We start from the raw sequence: 19872 nt of genomic DNA, 5'->3' as shown, positions 1-19872 counted from the left end.
ATTTGTTTTTTTTAGTTGTCGTTTGATTCAGTATAAAAAATATCAAGTTTTAAACGTTTATCTTCCGGAACGTTTTGTCCGTTTCCATAAAGGATAGTTCCTTCATGGGAAATTACAGAAGAGAAGGGGGTGGTTTTTTCTTCTAAATTAATATCACTGCTGGGGTCGGTTTCATCACTTCTTGAAAAGGCAAAACCATCTGCATTACTAAGTATATTCACGTTTTGAGAAACTGAAAGACCTAATTTTGCATTATCTATATCACCTTTTAAAAGGTCATTGATATGACTTGTTATTCTTATTTTATAAAACTCTCCTCGCTCATCAGAACCTCGAGAAATTCTTCCAAGATGATCGGTTATAGAATTTACAGGGCTCTCTTCATTTATTGTAAAATCACGCCTATAATCTAGCAACACATCATCTGTTTCTAAATTATATATAAAAATTCTTTCTGGTTCCGTATCTCCAGAAGTCATCAAGTCTTGATTAATATAGAGCTTAATTGAAGCATCATTAATCAACCAATTTTGTCTTTGCAAAAATTCTAACTCATTTTCTAATTCATCATTTTCATTAAGAACATCTCCACTAAACAAATCAATAATAGCAAGTGATCCATCTCCTCCTTTTAGGTACAAATTTTCTTCACCATTAACGAGGTCTTGATTTTCTATTCTTACTTCTTCTGCTATTGTTGGATTTAATTGTGTGTCTATCGCATTTATTATATTATTCGAAAATGATAATCTTAATGTAGCTTGATCTTCAACAATATCAGTATTACTACCATCTTCATCTTCATCTGCGGTATCTACTTTTTCGAAAGTATAAAACAATGTTATATCCGCATTAGTCATATCCAAAGCCAAAAGATTCCCTGTATTATTAACAGATTCGGCTTTGAAATAAATACCTCTAAAAAAGTTTCTGAAATTATTTATATTACTAAACTCTGCATTTCCTTCTCTATCCAAAAACTGTTGCGTAAAAAAATCGACAGGAAGTTTTACCCTTAATGCTGGAGCAAATCTTGTGATATCTTCTTCAGTATCCTCATCAGTTCCATCTGGTCCTTTTAAAATTAATTCTTCTCCAGAAGGAATAAAAGCATCATCTGTATACAACAATTCTTCTTTCAGTTCTGTTCCAAAATTAGTTTCAATGGTATTCACATCGTCAGAAAAATACAACTGCCTTTCATTAGAATCAGGATTAAAATCTCTTAAAAAATAGTTAGACTTATAAACCGATAATCTAAAAGGTTGCGTACCATAAATCGAATCTAAACTATAGGTAGTAACTATTTGGCCATCATCATTGGTTTCGACATTAGTCTGCGTACTAAAATAAGGCATATTAAGAACTACACTATCAAGTACGGCATTGTCACCATAAACAGGATCGAATCTTTCTGGTTCTACCTGCGATAATATACCATAAATAGACTGTCCATAAACAGGGTCATTGTACACTCCAAGTAAATAATTTGGTAAGCCCGAAGTTTGTACTCGTTCAAAACTTCTGTTATACGCTATAGGAATAGCAGTGTATTGTTTGTCTTGAAAATTAACATCTCCAAGAACTTCACTACCAACCGAGTTAAAATCATCATTACATGATGAAAAAGTAAAAATAACAGCTACTATAGCGGTTACTTTAATTAAAAAGTCTCTCAATTTCATAAAAAAAATTCATTTTGCCTATACTAGCACTTCTGTTTGATAAAAAGCTTCGTAAGCATCTGCAAATTCATCTGGGTTTTTATATTCTAAAACTGGTTGGTCTATACTTTTTAAATGATTTGATAGTTCGTCTGATATATGTTCAGAACCAACTATAATGGCATCAGAATTATCAATCGCAACCTTCATCAAATTGTCATATGATGGTGTTGCCAAGTCATTGATTTTCCCTTCTTCAATTCCGTCAAATTTCACTTTCTCCATCATGTTTTTGGCTAATGTGCCATCGAATCCACGATTATACACCGAAGTAACTATTTTACTATGACCAAAAAGTGGTTCATTAGCATAATAATTTTTTAGGTACAAAGGCAAAAGCGATGCCAACCAACCATGAACATGGATAACATCTGGAGACCAGTTTAATTTTTTAACGGTTTCTATAACCCCTTTTGCAAAAAAGATCGCTCTTTCATCATTATCAGGAAATAAATTTCCTTCCTCATCTGTCAAAGTCGCCTTTCTTTTAAAGTAATCTTCATTATCTATAAAATAGACTTGCATACGTTCTTTTGGAATCGAAGCTACTTTAATGATTAGAGGCATATCTAAATCATTAATTACTAGATTCATCCCAGAAAGACGAATTACTTCATGCAACTGATGTCTTCTTTCATTGATATTGCCATATCTAGGCATAAAAATTCGTATTTGACCACCTTTACTATTTACCATTCTTGGTGCATCAAAAGACATGGATGAAATTTCAGTCTCTGGCAGGTAAGGTATTACTTCTGATGATACATACAATATCCTCTTATCTTTCATATAATCGATAATTTTATCGTCTTCCTTTTGGAATTAATTTTGCAAAATTACGAAAATTTATGCAGTCTGCCAGTAATATCTTATTTTTGCACGCCTTTAAGTTTTAGCCCAATGCAGGTATACGAAAAAAGACTAGACATAGTAACGGATGTTGCAACATTCAAAACAGAGAAGAAAACCATAGGGTTTATCCCTACAATGGGAGCTTTACACAAAGGCCATCTCGCCCTAGTAGAAAGGGCTCTCGAAGAAAATGATATAGCCGTTGTAAGTGTTTTTGTAAACCCCACACAATTTAATAATTCTGAAGATTTAGTTAAATACCCCAGAACTTTGGACTCTGATGTGGAACTTTTATCAGGTTTATCTGATAAAATAATTGTATTTGCTCCAACTCCTAATGAAGTATATGGACCCCAAATGGCCTCGATATCTTATAATTTTGATGGTCTAGAAAATGAAATGGAAGGTAAATTTAGGCCCGGTCATTTTGATGGCGTGGGAACAGTTTTAAAACATTTATTTACAATTGTTTCTCCATCAAGAGCTTATTTTGGCGAAAAAGATTTTCAACAACTTCAAATCGTAAGGAAGTTGGTTGAAATTGAAAAAATGTCAGTACAGATAGTAGGCTGCCCGATATATAGAGAACCGAGTGGATTGGCGTTGAGTTCAAGAAATAAAAGGCTTACCGAAGTACAATTAGAAGCTGCTCCCTTAATTCACAAGGTACTGAAACAAGTAAAAAAAGACTTTGGCACAGAAAGTGTTATTAAGTTAAACGAATGGGTATCAGAACAATTTGAAAATAATGAAATTCTAGAACTTGAATATTTTGAAATTGCAAAGGTATCAGATCTTAAATCGATCACAAAAAAAGACAACGACACTAAATATCGAGCATTTATCGCAGTATTTGCCGGTAAAATAAGACTCATAGATAATATTGCCCTAAACTAAAAATAACTAACTTTGTAACATGCTAGTACACGTAGTAAAATCAAAAATTCATCGCGTTAAAGTTACCGGTGCCGACCTAAATTATATTGGTAGTATAACCATTGATCAAGATCTTATGGAAGCTGCTAATATTGTTGAAGGTGAAAAAGTACAGATTGTAAACAATAATAATGGCGAACGATTAGAAACATATGCAATTCCTGGCCCAAGAAATAGTGGAGAAATTACGCTTAATGGTGCAGCAGCACGAAAAGTAGCCAAAGGTGACGTGCTTATACTAATCACTTATGCCATGATGGATATTGAAGACGCCAAAACCTTCAAACCGAAACTTCTTTTCCCAAATGAGGAAAATAATTTACTAAAGTAAAAAGTGAATCCTAAGCTTATAAAATTTCTTAAAATAATACTCCCACTAGCATTGGGAGTTTTTTTAATTTGGTATTCTATCTCGTCTGCCTCTCCTGAAGAAAGACAAAAAACACTTCAATATATTTCTCAAGCAGATCCTAAATGGGTTATTCTGTCTATTCTTATGGGGATTATTTCTCATCTCTCAAGAGCATATCGTTGGAAGTTTTTATTAGAGCCATTAGGATATAAAATCAAGCTATCTAACAGTTTTATGGCTGTTATGGCCGGATATTTAGTAAACATGGGTATCCCACGATCAGGAGAAGTATTACGTGGTGCTACTGTTTCTACTTATGAAAAAATCCCCTTCAAAAAGGCTTTCGGGACAATTATATCAGAAAGAGTTATCGATACTATTATGCTATTGGTGATAATAGCCATCACCTTATTTTTTCAGTCTCAAGATTTATTCTCTTATCTACAAGAAAAGATTACAAATACGTTTGTAATACTTATACTATTAATTACTGCTATTGTATTTGGTGTATTATTTTTACGAATTCTCAGAAAATCCAAAAACCCAATATTAGTCAAGGTTAAAAATTTTGGAGAAGGTATTCTAGAAGGCATAAAGAGCATTTCTAAACTAAAACAAAAAAGAGCATTTGTCTTTCACACAGTACTTATTTGGGTATTATATGTCGCTATGTTTTATGTTATAAAATTTACTGTACCAGAAACAGCACACTTATCAATAGGTCCTTTGCTGGCCACTTTTGTGGCGGGATCTATAGCTATGTCAACAACCAATGGTGGGATCGGGGCTTTTCCGATCGCTACGGCGGCCATTTTGGTGTTGTTTAATATTGAAAAACCAGCTGGAGAAGCCTTTGGATGGATTCTTTGGGGATCTCAAACCGCAATAAATATAATCGTTGGTGCGTTATCGTTTTTATTTCTACCTATTTTAAACAGAGAGAAATAAGGAAATAATTTATATATTGTCCCTTGCTTAACCTAAATCTTTATTACTTATGAAAAAAAGTATAACTCTCATTATAGCCTTTATTTTTATTACTTCGGGTTATAGTCAAGCTATTTACGAATCATTCAGATCCATAAAATTAGATCAAAGTAGACAGCTAAAAATTCAGCTGCCTCGTAATTACAAGAAAAATGTTGACAAGACTTATCCTTTAATCTTAGTTCTTGATGGAGATTATTTATTTGAACCCGTAGCAGGAAATGTAGATTACTTTTCATATTGGGAAGATATGCCAGAATCTATAGTTGTTGGTGTTAATCAAACAAAAACAAGAGAGGATGATTGCAGGTATGATGTGGCAGAGTTTCTTCCTTCTCAAAAAGGAGCAGAGTTTTTTGAGTTTATAGGACAAGAACTTGTACCTTATCTTAATCAAACATATCGTACGGCACAATTAAAAATTATTGTTGGGCATGATTATACCGCTAATTATATAAATTATTTTTTATTTAAAGACAATCCTATATTTCAAGGATATATTTGCTTGAGCCCAGAACTTGCCCCTCCTATGGCGGAGCGTATCTCAAATGTACTAAGTACTTCATCAGATATATGGTATTATCTTGCTACTGCAACTAATGATGCTGAGGGGATTAAAAAATCTGTTCGAGAATTTGATGAAAAAATGAAGGAAGTAGATAATGCCGAGACGCATTATTTCTTTGATGATTTTGATGAGTCTTCGCATTATACGTTGGTAGGAAGAGGTATTCCAAAAGCCCTTGAAGCGATTTTTGAAATGTACCGACCAATAAGCAAAAAAACATACAAAGACGTATTGCTTCCGTTAGAAACTTCTACATATGATCATTTGGTTGATATGTATAAAACTACCGAGCAATTATATGGTATAAAGCGTCAAATACGTGTAAACGACTTTATTGCTGTATCTACCGCTATAGGAAAGAAAGAAAAGTGGGAAGAATTAGAACCTTTGGGTAAACTCGCTATAAAAGAACATCCAGATGTGATGCTAGGATATTATTATCTAGGTATGTTTTATGAGCAAACCGGAGAACCCAAAAAAGCAATGAGAGCCTATGAAAATGGTTTTCAACTTGCCGAGGTCGCTTTCCTTACCAAGGATTATATGCTTGATAAAGTAAATAAAATCAAAGAAGATTTTGGTTGGTAAAATTTATAACATAAAATACACTAAAAAGATCCCGATAAAAGGGATCTTTTTTTATGTACGCAGTTTTAGTTTTCAATCTAAATAATAGTATTTTTACACCTCATCAATATTTTTATGGCTAAGACCAAAACTGTTTTTTTCTGTCAAAATTGTGGAGCCCAATATGCCAAATGGCAAGGGCAATGTACATCCTGCAAAGAATGGAATACGATTGCCGAAGAAGTAGTTCAAAAAGCAACCAACAAAGATTGGAAAAATGCAACGAATGCAACCAAGGTTTCTGCTATTGCCAAACCTCTACGAATTTCAGAAATTGATACTAGTCAAGAAGCCCGATACAATACAGATGATGAAGAACTTAATAGAGTACTTGGAGGAGGACTTGTGCCCGGATCTTTAACTCTTTTGGGAGGAGAACCTGGTATTGGTAAAAGCACACTACTACTTCAGATTAGTTTAAAACTACCTTATAAAACGCTATACGTTTCAGGAGAAGAAAGTCAAAAGCAGATCAAAATGCGTGCAGAACGCATACAATCCAAAACCGATAATTGTTTTATTCTTACCGAAACAAAAACGCAAAACATATTTAGACAAATAGAAACCACTACACCAGATATAGTCATTATAGATTCTATACAAACTTTACATAGTGATTATATAGAAAGTAGCGCTGGGAGTATTTCGCAAATTAGAGAATGTACCACAGAGTTAATCAAATTTGCCAAAGAAACTGCAACCCCAGTTATTCTAATTGGGCATATCACCAAAGATGGAAACATTGCTGGACCAAAAATCCTAGAACACATGGTAGATACGGTGTTGCAATTTGAAGGAGATCGCAATCATGTCTATCGAATCTTACGAGCTTTAAAAAACAGATTTGGATCCACGTCAGAATTAGGGATTTATGAAATGCAAGGTAGTGGCCTTAGAGAAGTTAACAACCCTAGTGAGATCCTTATTTCTAAAAAAGACGAAGAACTTAGCGGCACAGCGATCGCATCTACTCTAGAGGGCATGAGACCTTTGATGATAGAAATACAAGCGTTGGTAAGCACCGCAGTATATGGCACACCTCAACGTAGTGCTACAGGATATAACTTAAAAAGACTAAACATGATCTTAGCTGTTCTAGAAAAAAGAGCAGGTTTCAGGCTAGGAGCAAAGGATGTTTTTTTGAATATTACCGGAGGGATATCAGTAGATGATCCGGCCATTGACTTGGCAGTAGTTGCCGCTATATTATCTTCTAGCGAGGATATCCCAATTCCAAAAGATTATTGCTTTGCTGCAGAAGTTGGTCTTGCTGGCGAAATACGACCAGTAACCAAAGTCGAACAACGCATACAAGAAGCAGAGAAACTAGGTTTCTCTACTATCTTTGTTTCTAAATACAATAAAATAAGCTTGCAAAAAACTCAAATCAAAATTCAACTAGTTGCCAAAATTGAAGATGTTGTAGAGTATTTATTTGGATAGCTTATGGTGCCGGATTAGGGATATTCTCATGTACCGCTTCAATCTCTTTTAGAACCTCTTCAGAGAGCGTAATATCAATACTACCTATATTCTCTTTTAATTGATCCAAAGATGTAGCCCCTACGATATTACTAGTCACAAAAGGGCGATCATTAATAAATGCTAACGCCATTTGTGTTAAACTAATACCATGTTTTTTGGCAATTTCATTATATGCTCTTGTCGCTTTAAACGAGTTTTCGTTATGATATCTTGCAAACTGAGGAAATAAAGTTACCCTTCCGTTTTTTGGCGTTTCTTCTAAATACTTTCCTGTAAGTTGTCCAAAACCTAAAGGAGAGTATGGTAAATGACCGACATTTTCGCGATGTAAAACCTCGGTAAGACCTACTTCATCTTTTCGGTTTAATAAATTATACGGATTCTGTACAGTAATCATCTTTGGAGCTCCTTTTCGAGCTTCTTCGGCATAACGCATCACTCCATAAGCGGTTTCATTAGAAACCCCTATCTGTCTTATTTTTCCTTCCTGTATGCATTCTTGAAGATAATTTAATACCTCTCCAAAATTATCATTCCATTGGTCTGTTTCATCATGTTGATATCCTCGTACTCCAAAAAAATTAGTGTTTCGTTCTGGCCAGTGTAATTGATATAAATCTATATAATCGGTTTGCAATCGTTGCAAACTCTTATCAATAGCATCTGTAAACTCGGCTTTAGTAAACCCGCCTGTACGTATATGTTTTACAAACTCTCTAGGGCCTACAATTTTGGTTGCAATAACAACATCTTCTCGTTTTCCTGTTTTCTTTAACCATGTACCAATAATTTTCTCGGTACTTCCTTGCGTATCTTTATTTGCCGGAACCGAATACAACTCTGCTGTATCAATAAAGTTAACCCCTTGATCAATTGCAAAATCTAATTGTTGATGGCCTTCTTCTTCTGTATTTTGTTCTCCCCAGGTCATACTCCCCAGGCATATTTTACTTACTTTAATATCGGTGTTAGGTAAGGTAGTATACTTCATAAGGTATCACTATAGTTATTTAGTAGATTAATGGCATCAAAAGTAGAAACTCTTGCCTTAAACTAATGCAAAAATTATCATAATAAATTCAATCAAAACACAAGATAAATTCTACGAAAATGTGAAGTATATCTACAATAATTACAACCAAATCTACAGTTCACAGAATATTGTTACATAATTAAAGTATATTAATATATTGATTATTAATAAGTTACTTGTAGTCTATTCGTTTAATCTATTATGGAATGATTATTTCTACTTAATCAATAGAGGTATACCATTATAATGGTTGCTAAATCTTAACCAATGAAAAAAATAAGTATTCTAATTACTGTATTTGCCATATTATGTTCGTATCACAATACAACTGCGCAAGAAAGTAATAGCACAGAAAAGAAGACAGAAGAAGCGATAACACAAAATGGTTATCAGAAAATTGAACTAAGTAAAGTTTCTGAAATCATTAGAGCAGCTGTAGAAAAAGATTATCCCGGCGCTAGTATTACCGAAGCTTATATTGACACCCATAAAAATTATAAGCTAATATTGGCCATAAACAATGAAACTAAGACTGTTTATACAAACGCTAGGGGCGAATGGTTTGACCCAAGTAAAGAAGGGTAGTACTGACTGTACCCTTTTAACCTGAAAAAGAGCTTCGTTATGAGGCTCTTTTTTTAAGTTAAAACGGACACGACTACCCCGTTGCCGTATCCGTTTCACACAACTAACCAACCTAAACATCAATTATTTATTTTTTAACACCTCCTTGAAGTATTATATAGTATAAATGTAGTCGTAAATGGTGATGTGCAAAACCTAGAATGAGGGAACTCTAGATCTGATTTAGGGAACTAGTCGAATCAACAATTTTAGAGATCAAAGAGCAATCGTTGTATTACGTTTTCTGTATATAACAAAAAAACAGCCAATCAAGATTGGCTGTTTACATTTTTAATAGGTACGTTATTTTTTTAATTTAACTGCCCTTCTTTAAGTTCAGAAATATCTTTTTGTTTTAATTTATCAATTATTGTTTGATACATCTCTTTGGGTAGTCCGCAAGCAATTAAATATTCTTTCATTAAATCTTCTTCTTCTTTTTCGATAGATCCATCAGCTAATAATACCACTGCCGCTTGTGCCAAAATATTCATTAATGCCTCTGCAGATAACGCATTTCGTGCTTCATTTAAATAATTAAACACTTGATTACCTTTGTTCGCATTATCCTTTACATTGTGATGTATCGCCAATAATTCATCTTTCATTTCAGAAAAACCTTCTATAGCATCCATAATCTCTCGCTCTTCTTCTTTTGCGAAATCTCCATCAATAATAGACATATGCGTCATCGATGCTACTAGCGCTTTTCCAAAAACTAACTTAGCCCGTTTTTGGCTTTCATCAATCTCATTTTGAGATTGTTGTAAAACAGTTCTTATGTTTTCATTATAGGCACTTTTACAACTATCGCATTGATAAAATCGATCAACTACATCCAAAGGGATTACAGGAATAAAAAACAAGGTAAACCACCGGCGATAGAGTTTATTTACTAGGTTTCCGTTATTACAATTTGGGCATGCGTTTGATAAAATAGGACTTTCATTAACCGTGTGTTTGAGTCCTCTCGTTCCGAAGATAATAAACATAATTATGTAGGTATTTGTTAGATTTTAGTTGCTATTAAAGATAGCATAATAATCCTGAATACCTAATAATTAGGATGTTGCCTGTGTTTTGTACTATAACTTACTCCACTTTTTTGGCTATACCACATTTTCTCCTGATCGTTCTTTCGGCTAGAGCTGCGACATTTCTGGCCTGGCCCTCAGATATTCCGTCTTTAATAACTTCATTATATACGGTTTTGTTTTCTATAAGACCACGTAGGACACACATAAATCCTATACTGTCTTTACCCTTGTAAGGATTCTTTTTTTTAGGTTTTGCGATCAACTCCCCAAATAAGCGATCTTTTAATACTTTATCTTTTTGGACTTCTAATACAAATGCATATAGAACATTTTGATCTGCGGGATCTAGATCACTCACCTTATCCAAGGCATCAGCATACTCATCATTGGTAAAACTAAAATACTCATAGATGTCTATATAGTTGACTTCTACGTTCTCCTCTTCTTGTGCCTCTTCTTCACTCTGGTATTCTTCCTCGTTTTGATACTCTTCTTCGCTTTCTTGGCTCACTCCTTTGATCACAAATAGGAGTAATAGTACAAAAATAGGTAGCCTCTTCATTGGTTCTATAGTTTTAAATTAATGGGACATCATAAACATTTGGCAACCTTCTTTTTGTTACCTGTCTTCCTTATCTTTATGCTTGTACATAAAAACAGTATGCTTTTTCAATATATGCATAATTAAGTATTTTATTTTTGTTTATTAAATCCGTGGCACACTTTTTGGTTTTTATCAAATAAATTGAGTATTTTGACTCACCTTTTAAGGTTATTTTAACAATAAAATTTATTTTATCACGTTAGGTAACCGGTGTAATTAACCTATAAACTATAATACATTATTTTAACACCCAAACATTATGAAAAAATTATTTCTACTTGCATTTGTGCTATGCGCAGGATTATCAGTTCAAGCTCAATCAAAATCTTGGGCTGAGCTTCATAGGCTTCATGCAGATGAATTGTACCCTTTAGCAAAAGACGTTGCCGACATTACTGATAGAGTAATCGCCAATGGTAATGTAATCTCTATTGTAAAAAGCACAGGAACTACTTCTTTGGTAAAAGAATTAGATAAATCAGTTCCTATTGAGTATTATAACTACAAATTACTTACATCAACGGGTAGAGAGCTTAAATTAACCGATCCTTTGATGGCTAATAAGGTTGTAGACAAGTTTTTTGATGTCTTAAGACGCGTAAAAGAAAATGCTAAAACTAATAATGAAGCAGAAATTCGTGCAATTCTTGACGAGTTATAGAATAAAAAGATAATAAACAAAAAAGCGACCAACATGGTCGCTTTTTTTGTTTTATCATATCAATACTTAAATATCATTTAACAACTTGGTAATCTCATCGAGTTTTGGGGTCAAGATTACTTCGATTCGTCTGTTTTTACCTTTACCATCACTTGTATCATTACTAGCTACGGGAGCAAATTCTCCTCGCCCAGCAGCAGTTAGGTTTTGCGCATCGATCTGCCCATTTTCTAAAAGGATATTTACAATTGCTGTGGCTCTTTTGGTAGATAAATCCCAATTGCCAGATAATTGTGCATTACCTGTGTAGGGTACATTATCGGTATGCCCTTCGATCAATACCGCAATATCTGTGTTTTGAGCCAGTACCTCACCTAGTTGCTTTACAGCCTTTCTTCCTTGCGTTCCTACTGCCCAACTACCAGACTCAAATAACAGTTTGTTCTCCATAGAGATGTACACTTTTCCGTTACGCTCCTCAACGGTAAGGCCTTTTCCTTCAAAATTACGTAGGGCATTAGAAATCGCAGTTTTTAGGGCTTGCATCTTAGCATCTTTGGCAGCTATCAAACCTTCTAACTCATCGACACGCTTAGATCGTGCATCCAAATCTCGTTGTAACGTATCTAAGCGATTACGTTCTTGAGCCAATGTTCTTTCTTTATCTTCTAATTGCCTAAGCAGTTCTCTATTTTTCTTACTATTGGCTGCAATTGCCGCAGAGCTATTTTTTTCTAATGCATCATACGATTGCTTTAAGTTGTTATAATTGGCTACGGCCGCATCATAATTACGTTGCAGTTCATCTCGTTCAGCTCTTGTTTTTTCATATTGATCATGAAGCTGGTCCATTGCCAGTTTATCTGCTTGGCCTGCCTTTTTTAATTCACCATACTCATCTTCAAGCTTGCGGTTTTCTCGTTTTAGATTAGCATACTTACTCTCTAAGTCTTTATATACTTTTGAAGATACACAAGAGGACATTACTAATCCTACAAGTGCAATACAAGCGATGTTTTTAATCATTTTTACGTATTTATGTTGTCTATCCTTCGACAAGCTCAGGATTACAATTTGCTTCTTTTCAAGAAATAATTTACTCAAACGCATAATTTTAATCTTATGCTAATCACATTTCGACAAGCTCAGTGTGACACCTATACAAACTTTGGCGCGACAAATAGATTTACACATCAAGTTCAACCACAATTGGGCAATGGTCACTATGCTTAGCGTCTGATAATATAACGGCTCTTTTTAGTTTATCTTGCAAAGGTTGCGCTACCATACCATAATCCAAACGCCATCCTTTATTATTTGCCCTAGAATTAGCCCGGTAACTCCACCAAGAGTAATTATGAGGTTCGGTATTAAAATGCCTGAAAGAATCTATAAATCCGCTATCCATAAAATTGCCAATCCATTCTCGTTCTACCGGTAAAAACCCAGAAACATTTTTATTGCGTACTGGATCGTGAATATCAATAGCCTGATGACATATATTATAATCCCCTAATATTACAAGATTTGGATGTTCTTTCTTTAAGGTATTAATATAGTCTTGAAAATCTGCCATGTATTTTAGTTTATGCTCTAATCGATCTATATTCGACCCACTTGGCAAGTATAAACTCATAATCGATACCCCATTAAAATCAGCTCTTAGGTTACGGCCCTCAAAATCCATATACTCTATCCCGGTTCCGTAAGCTACATGGTCAGGTTCTTTTTTAGATAATATAGCAACACCACTATACCCTTTTTTTTGAGCACTATACCAATAGTTATATGAATAGCCGGCATCTGCAAAAACCCGAAGGTCTAATTGGTCTTGATTGGCCTTTATTTCCTGTAAACAAATCACATCTGGATCTGCTTGTTGTAGCCATTCTATAAAACCTTTATTAAGTGCTGCTCGGATTCCGTTTACATTATAAGAGATGATTTTCATAGTGTCAAAATACTTTTCGTTTACGTACTTCAAATCTAGTAATTATTCCAGAAAACAGTGTGTCGTATTCCCATGATTATTTCCTTAAATACCCATGATTTATTAAATCTTTTTTATTTTTTATAGCAATAGGTTTCCCTTCTTTGATTATCATGTTGGTATCTGTTACCTCCAAAACATCCTCGTAATAATGATCTGTAATCAAGATTCCTTTTTTTTCTTTTGCAGATAGCAATAATTCTTTGATCCAATCCTTATATATTGGTTGTATCATCGAAAAAGGTTCGTCTAACATCAAAAATTGATGATCCAAATACGTTAATAAAAGAATTTCGAGATATCGCAATTCTCCCAAGGATAGTTCTCCAACTCTTTTGTTATCAATTTTATACACATTTGGCGCATAAAATATCCTATCCTGTATGTCGCCTTTTGGATGAATTAAAGGAATAATATCTCTTACCTTTTTTTCTTTTGGCAAGAACGAATCTTGAGGCAGATATCCTATTCTGCCATCTGGAATTATCTTTTTTGGGGTTATATGTTCGCCATCAATAATGATTATGATTGAGTTTGATTTTAATGTCCCTAAAATACATTTTAATAACGTAGATTTTCCAGATCCATTTCTTCCAAAGACACCAATTATTTGACCTATTTTACATTGAAACGAAAAATCATTTAAAACGATTTGTTTCCGAAATGATTTAGTAAGGCTTTTGACAACTAGTTCACTCATATGAATTATAAAATTAATGCCAAAATCAGTATGGGTAACATAATAATAAGATTGAGAACGACGACTTTAGTCAATAGACCTCTTTTGGTAAACCCGAGATTATAATACAGATAATATTCATTATTCTTAAAAACTTTAAAGCCGTATCTGCCAATAAAAATGCCTATAGTACAAAAGATAAGAAGGCCCCAGAAAATCCCATATAATAGTACTATAATGGCACAAAAAGCAACATTGAACATATTAACATCACAAAAATATTTCCAGATAGCCCTGTAGTTATACATTTTTAAAGCATATAATTATAAAACCCATATTATTTCTGTTTGTTGCAAGAAATGATTTCCCTTTGTGGATTCTGATAAATTTTTATGATCTTTATAAAAAACAACCACAAATCATGGAAAACATGCTTAAACTAGTTAGCTTTATTTTAATGCTTAGTATATTTAATTGCGCTCCAGCTAAGAAAGGAATATCAACACCAAGTGCCGGAGCTGCACAAAACGAAACAGCAGCCATAAATGCCAAAGAAATGATAGATAAAGGATTTAGTAAAGGTACAATTACAAATAGTAAGTCTCAAGGTTGTCCTTATATTCTAAATGTAGAACAATATAAAGACAACCTTGATCCTGTAAACCTTGGAGAATTTTTTAAAGGAGACATCCCTGATCACGTTTGGGTAAAATTTGCAAGTCTACGAATGCCTAGCAGATGTGATACCGCACGCCCTGTAAACATCATAGAAATTAATAAACGTAGTACAGAGTGATCCCTATCACTCCTGTATACCTTTATTATCTTACTACAAATCCTGCTGAGTCGCTTTTGCTATCACCAAATCTAGCAAAATACACCCCTGATCTAGCAAAAGACATATCTAATGGATACTCAAATCGATTATTTATATCTCTTTTGATAAGGTTTGATGCTACGATTTGCCCTGTAATACTAAAAATATAGATTCTTAACTCTTCTGGAGCATTAGCATCTACCTTAGTAATCAAAAACTGATTATCGGGTTGTGTAACCACAATAAGATCTGTATTTGCACTAGGGTCTGGATCTGGACCTGGTGTTATTGGTTCTTCAGTTATCTCTACAGTATAATCATGTGTTGTACCAAATTGCATCGCTCCACAAGGATCGTTGAGTGGCGCACCATTATTAATATTAGTATCTCCACCTCTTATTCTAAATAAGTGGCTTCCTAGTGCTGCATTCTCAGCAATAGTAATATCAAATGTTATTGGGCTATTAGCGGCCGTAATAATACCGTTATCTAATAACAATTCTGAAGTCTCAAAAAGATTATTATCATTAAAATCTATCCAGATAGAACATCGCTCTGCTCCGTTTTGATCACCAAATCCTGATTGCACAGAAACTGTATACGTTCCTACTGATCTACTAAGTTGGATCGTAAAATTACCTGTAAAATCTTCGTATCCAGAATTACATGCTATAGGGCTATTAGTAACATTTGCCAATTCGAACGAGGTTATCCCATCCCCAAATTGACCGCAATTAGCCGTAGGAGCACATAATTGGTGTATAACAGTTCTCGTTATCATATCATTTGTTGCCTCTTGGTCTCCTGTCAAAGCTGTTCCCAACTCGAAAGTATAAGTTGCAAATTCTTGAAGATCCACAGGTGCAGTAAAAGTATACTCTACAGACTCCTGTACTCCGATTGTTCCTGTAAAGACTTCATTAACCGCAGCACCACCATTAAAGGTGTAAAAAACAGGTATGTTAGATTGAGGCGTACCTCCAAAATTAGAAATTGTAACGGTTACTTGTTCTGAAGAAGTAAACTGCCCCGTTGCTGTTGGCGCAACCAAACCAGAAACCCCGACATCATTTGCCAATAGATTTTCTACATTACGACTTGCACAGTCATTATCAGGAGTAGCGTCACCCGCCAAATTAGTTTCGGCATTAATAGAAAACGTTGTTCCCGAAGATAAATCTGCTTGTGCTGCAAAAGTAAACGTTGCCGTTTCTCCTGCTGCCAAAGGACCTGCAAATGTTTCAACTTGTGCTGCCCCTCCATTAACTGTATAACTTACCGGGATATTACTTTGAGCCGCAGTACCAAAGTTCTTAATCGTTACTGAAATGGTCTCGGTACTTGTTAATGTAGCATCTGTTGGCGTTTGTATACTTGTCACTCCAACATCGGCAGTAACATCCGCAGCTATTTTAAAAACACCTACTACATTTCTAGCATTATTTCCTGTATTCTGAAAATACTCGGCAATATGCCAGAAGGTTCTATCATCAACAGGGTCTACTGTGATTTGTGCATAATCTCCATAACGATTTTGAGTAGTTATGTTAATACCAGTACCTACAGCTATTGTTTCTTCGGCAATGGTCATGGTTCCTGGAGCATCTGTTACTAGTCTTCCTGTATATCGTATAGAAGCGAAGCTATCCGCTGCAGCTCCAGCGCCTGTTGTTCCCATTGTGGTATATGCCATACCTATATTACCAAAAACATCCATGGCCATACTAGCACACCAAGCACTTTTTCCATCAGGAGAGGTATAAGTTCCTTCTTGAAAAACCGTCCATGGTTGCCCATCTCCCGTTTGTCTTAATTCATACCATCTCACTCCAGATACATCATCCAAACCTGCTCTATCATCTATGTCTACTGGAAAATTAAGAACTACAGAATTGTAATCACAAAATCTCCTATAATTAGTAGCATACATAACAGCACCTTGTAACACATCAATATCTTGACCTCCTGTACCTGGTTGTGGAAGGTTCCCAAAAGATCCTCCATCAAAGGTAGAATCAAAAGCCGTTACTGCTATTTCTTCAGCTTCAGTAATTGTAGATAAATCTGTATTTATCCAATTAACATTAATTTCCCATAACTTTAAAGCATCTTGACTAACTCCTGCCCACTCATCATCCTGAAAATACACCACTCTAGCATCACCATCAGGAGGTAATTCTGTTCCTATAGCATTAAACGATGCTGGGCTATAAAATCCTCCTATACTTGCCCCAGGAAGAGGAAAACCAACTATTTTTGCTTCTGCCTCACCAGCTAACATACTTTCTCGATCAATTACAAAAACGACCTCGCTAGTTTGAACAGAACCTTGATCTTTATTTGCCGTTACATAATACCCATCAGACCATATTGAAAATTTTGTATAATCGGGAAACGTTCCTGTAAAAAATCGGTATGTAAACCACCCATCATTAACTGGGTCTGGCCCCATACCAACCGCAACCAAAAATCCATTCTGTGGATCACTATCGTTTCTTGGATCACCATCAAATTGTGTGATTACAAAACGATCTGCAAAGCTATCATAAAACACAATAGGATCTCCAAGAGTTTCTCCTGGGAAAATACTTGCAAGAGAAGTTGAACCCACCAAAACATTTCCATTTCTGTCATGAATCGCAAAAGATGAGTTTTTGGCACTTACATAATGATTTGGTCCTATTGCTCCTGTTGGATCTGTAGGTGCAGAACCACTTGAATTGGCTTCAAAAGTAAGCGAAGGAGCTTTACCAGCCCTGGTACTCTGCATATTTTTTTGTCTAAAAAGAAGAGGGTCTTTACCATCTTTTGGCAACCCTTTTCCTGGTACTATTCTATTAGCATCTGTTCTTCTGGGATTAATCTCACCTGTTCTTGGAGTTTCAGGTATTAATTTTTTACCTGCCAATGGACCTACTTGTCTCATATAAACCGAAGTACTACTAAAGGTAGCCTTACTGGTTTCTTTTTTTTGTGAAAATCCTATCGCTACAAAGAATAGGAATACAACAAAAATATTTTTTTTCGATAGCATAAAATGAGCATTTATTGAGTCTCTAAAACTCTTTACTTTTGAGCTAAAATACAATTTAACTTCAAGATATGATAATCATCAAATAGTTATTCCTTATTATCCTCAAAAAAGAGGCCAAAATTTGAAAAAAAATGAACAATCAATTATTAATTAGCTGTTTGACATATCCCTAAACATATAAAGCTGTCAAAAGACAGCTTTATATGTTTAATAACGAGTTATTTATAAAATTATTTCAACCAATACTCGGCATCTGTTTTTTCAGAAATTATAGCTTTAAGATCTGCAATAGGAACACGTTTTTGCTCCATTGTATCTCGGTCTCGAACCGTTACCATTTGATCATTTACTGTGTCATGATCAACTGTAATACATAAGGGTGTTCCGTTAGCATCCTGTCTTCTATAACGACGACCTATGGCATCTTTTTCATCATATATTACATTAAATTTCCATTTTAGGTCATCAACAATTTTTTGTGCTATTTCTGGCAACCCATCTTTTTTAACCAAAGGAAATATTGCTGCTTTTATAGGCGCTACCACTGCTGGTAATTTTAAAACCACTCTAGTCGTACCATCTTCTAAAACCTCATCCTGTAGTGCCGTTGAGAAAACAGCTAAGAACATTCGATCCAATCCTACAGATGTTTCGACTACATAAGGAACATAACTTTCTTTTAGTTCCGGATCAAAAAACTGTAATTTCTTTCCAGAAAATTGCTCATGCGCTTTAAGATCAAAATCTGTTCTAGAATGAATCCCTTCTAGTTCTTTAAATCCAAATGGGAAGTTAAACTCAATATCGGCTGCTGCATTTGCATAATGCGCTAATTTATCATGATCATGAAAACGATAATTTTCTTCTCCTAAACCAAGAGAGTGATGCCAGTTAAGACGGGTTTCTTTCCAATACTCATACCATTTCATTTCATCACCTGGGCGAACAAAAAATTGCATTTCCATTTGCTCAAATTCTCTCATCCTAAAAATGAACTGTCTAGCTACAATCTCATTCCTAAATGCTTTACCTGTTTGTGCAATACCAAACGGGATTTTCATTCTTCCTGTTTTTTGCACATTCAGAAAATTCACAAAAATTCCTTGCGCTGTTTCTGGTCTAAGGTATAAATCCGTAGCGCTATCTGCAGAGGCTCCTAGTTTTGTACCAAACATTAGGTTGAATTGCCTAACCTCTGTCCAGTTTTTAGAACCGGTATCAGGATCTGCAATCCCCAATTCTTCAATTAAATCTTTTACATCTCCCAGATCTTCATTTTCTAAAGATTTTGCCATTCGTTTAATGACTTCTTCTTTCTGAGAAAGATACTTTACCACTCTAGGGTTTGTAGCAACAAATTGAGCTTCATCAAAATCATCGCCAAAACGTTTTTTTGCTTTTGCGATCTCCTTCTGCGCTTTTTGATAGAGTTTCTCTGCATAATCTTCGATTAATACATCGGCTCTATATCTCTTTTTAGAATCTTTATTATCGATTAGTGGATCACTAAAAGCATCTACATGGCCAGAAGCTTTCCAGGTTGTAGGGTGCATAAATATAGCTGCATCTAATCCTACTATATTTTGATGCATGTTTACCATGCTTTTCCACCAATATTCTCTAATATTCTTCTTTAGTTCTACTCCATTTTGACCGTAATCATATACGGCACTTAATCCGTCATAAATTTCACTAGAACCAAAAATATACCCATACTCTTTTGCATGAGCAATTACCTTTTTAAATTTATCTTCTTGCTTTGCCATTGCGCAAAAATAATTGAATTTGTATGAATTGAAAACGAATTTGTATAATTAATGGTTTATGCTTGTAATTTATTACGAAAGCATAAAAAAACCACC

Annotated in this window: 18 protein-coding genes; 8 read left to right on the top strand and 10 right to left on the bottom strand. The window is 34.6% G+C overall.

From position 1 onward, the window contains the following. Positions 1 to 11: 11 nt before the first annotated feature. Both DK508_RS18340 and DK508_RS18335 read right to left on the bottom strand, forming a co-directional pair. Positions 12 to 1685 carry a DUF4270 domain-containing protein gene (locus DK508_RS18340; RefSeq protein WP_109302236.1) on the bottom strand — a complete coding sequence of 558 codons (1674 nt, stop codon included), beginning with the start codon at positions 1683 to 1685 and terminating at the stop codon, positions 12 to 14. A gap of 18 nt (positions 1686 to 1703) precedes the next feature. Then, entirely contained in the window at positions 1704 to 2513 is an 810-nt protein-coding gene (locus DK508_RS18335) for a glycogen/starch synthase (protein ID WP_109302235.1), read from the bottom strand. Positions 2514 to 2624: 111 nt separating this feature from the next. Between DK508_RS18335 and panC the strand changes: the two genes are divergently transcribed. The 5 genes from panC to radA all read left to right on the top strand — a co-directional run bounded on the left by panC (position 2625) and on the right by radA (position 7489). After that, positions 2625 to 3473: a pantoate--beta-alanine ligase gene (panC, locus tag DK508_RS18330; protein WP_109302234.1), complete on the top strand. Its 849-nt coding sequence runs from the start codon at positions 2625 to 2627 to the stop codon at positions 3471 to 3473. Between the two features lie 19 nt (positions 3474 to 3492). Beyond that, the gene (gene panD / locus DK508_RS18325) at positions 3493 to 3843 is read left to right on the top strand and encodes an aspartate 1-decarboxylase (RefSeq protein WP_109302233.1); all 351 of its coding nucleotides are present in this window, start codon (positions 3493 to 3495) and stop codon (positions 3841 to 3843) included. A gap of 3 nt (positions 3844 to 3846) precedes the next feature. Beyond that, positions 3847 to 4812 carry a lysylphosphatidylglycerol synthase transmembrane domain-containing protein gene (locus DK508_RS18320; RefSeq protein WP_109302232.1) on the top strand — a complete coding sequence of 322 codons (966 nt, stop codon included), beginning with the start codon at positions 3847 to 3849 and terminating at the stop codon, positions 4810 to 4812. Between the two features lie 49 nt (positions 4813 to 4861). Further along, positions 4862 to 6007: an alpha/beta hydrolase gene (locus DK508_RS18315; protein WP_109302231.1), complete on the top strand. Its 1146-nt coding sequence runs from the start codon at positions 4862 to 4864 to the stop codon at positions 6005 to 6007. Between the two features lie 114 nt (positions 6008 to 6121). Continuing rightward, complete coding sequence (radA, locus tag DK508_RS18310; RefSeq protein WP_109302230.1) at positions 6122 to 7489, top strand: DNA repair protein RadA; 1368 nt, start codon at positions 6122 to 6124, stop codon at positions 7487 to 7489. Position 7490: 1 nt separating this feature from the next. Here the strand turns inward: radA and DK508_RS18305 are convergent, their stop codons facing one another. Next, the gene (locus DK508_RS18305; protein ID WP_109302229.1) at positions 7491 to 8522 is read right to left on the bottom strand and encodes an aldo/keto reductase; all 1032 of its coding nucleotides are present in this window, start codon (positions 8520 to 8522) and stop codon (positions 7491 to 7493) included. 309 nt (positions 8523 to 8831) lie between these two features. Here DK508_RS18305 and DK508_RS18300 point away from each other — a divergent pair, with 309 nt between their 5' ends. Then, positions 8832 to 9149 (top strand): hypothetical protein, encoded by a 318-nt coding sequence (locus tag DK508_RS18300; RefSeq protein WP_109302228.1) that lies wholly within the window; start codon positions 8832 to 8834, stop codon positions 9147 to 9149. A gap of 350 nt (positions 9150 to 9499) precedes the next feature. Here DK508_RS18300 and DK508_RS18295 read toward each other — a convergent pair whose 3' ends face one another. Then, positions 9500 to 10180: a TerB family tellurite resistance protein gene (locus DK508_RS18295; protein WP_109302227.1), complete on the bottom strand. Its 681-nt coding sequence runs from the start codon at positions 10178 to 10180 to the stop codon at positions 9500 to 9502. A gap of 100 nt (positions 10181 to 10280) precedes the next feature. Further along, positions 10281 to 10787, bottom strand: a complete 507-nt coding sequence (locus DK508_RS18290; RefSeq protein WP_109302226.1) for a hypothetical protein — start codon at positions 10785 to 10787, stop codon at positions 10281 to 10283. 301 nt (positions 10788 to 11088) lie between these two features. Here DK508_RS18290 and DK508_RS18285 point away from each other — a divergent pair, with 301 nt between their 5' ends. After that, positions 11089 to 11490 carry a hypothetical protein gene (locus DK508_RS18285; protein WP_109302225.1) on the top strand — a complete coding sequence of 134 codons (402 nt, stop codon included), beginning with the start codon at positions 11089 to 11091 and terminating at the stop codon, positions 11488 to 11490. A gap of 66 nt (positions 11491 to 11556) precedes the next feature. On the opposite strand, the gene DK508_RS18280 is transcribed toward DK508_RS18285, so the two are convergent. From DK508_RS18280 to DK508_RS18270, 3 genes are all read right to left on the bottom strand, one after another. After that, positions 11557 to 12516 carry an OmpA family protein gene (locus DK508_RS18280; protein WP_109302224.1) on the bottom strand — a complete coding sequence of 320 codons (960 nt, stop codon included), beginning with the start codon at positions 12514 to 12516 and terminating at the stop codon, positions 11557 to 11559. Between the two features lie 160 nt (positions 12517 to 12676). After that, positions 12677 to 13441, bottom strand: a complete 765-nt coding sequence (locus DK508_RS18275) for an exodeoxyribonuclease III (RefSeq protein WP_109302223.1) — start codon at positions 13439 to 13441, stop codon at positions 12677 to 12679. 76 nt (positions 13442 to 13517) lie between these two features. After that, positions 13518 to 14180 (bottom strand): ATP-binding cassette domain-containing protein, encoded by a 663-nt coding sequence (locus tag DK508_RS18270; protein WP_109302222.1) that lies wholly within the window; start codon positions 14178 to 14180, stop codon positions 13518 to 13520. 409 nt (positions 14181 to 14589) lie between these two features. Here DK508_RS18270 and DK508_RS18260 point away from each other — a divergent pair, with 409 nt between their 5' ends. Next, positions 14590 to 14955, top strand: a complete 366-nt coding sequence (locus DK508_RS18260; RefSeq protein ID WP_160114791.1) for a hypothetical protein — start codon at positions 14590 to 14592, stop codon at positions 14953 to 14955. A gap of 25 nt (positions 14956 to 14980) precedes the next feature. Here DK508_RS18260 and DK508_RS18255 read toward each other — a convergent pair whose 3' ends face one another. Both DK508_RS18255 and DK508_RS18250 read right to left on the bottom strand, forming a co-directional pair. Further along, on the bottom strand, positions 14981 to 18010 hold the full coding sequence (locus DK508_RS18255; protein WP_109302219.1) for a GEVED domain-containing protein: 3030 nt from the start codon (positions 18008 to 18010) through the stop codon (positions 14981 to 14983). A gap of 230 nt (positions 18011 to 18240) precedes the next feature. Beyond that, positions 18241 to 19776: a glycine--tRNA ligase gene (locus DK508_RS18250; protein WP_109302218.1), complete on the bottom strand. Its 1536-nt coding sequence runs from the start codon at positions 19774 to 19776 to the stop codon at positions 18241 to 18243. Positions 19777 to 19872 lie beyond the last annotated feature (96 nt).

Origin of the sequence: Aquimarina sp. AU474 (assembly GCF_900312815.1) — a bacterium.
Taxonomy (GTDB): domain Bacteria; phylum Bacteroidota; class Bacteroidia; order Flavobacteriales; family Flavobacteriaceae; genus Aquimarina.
The sequence above is the reverse complement of the archived record's forward strand: the minus strand, read 5'-3'. Positions and strand labels throughout refer to the sequence as shown.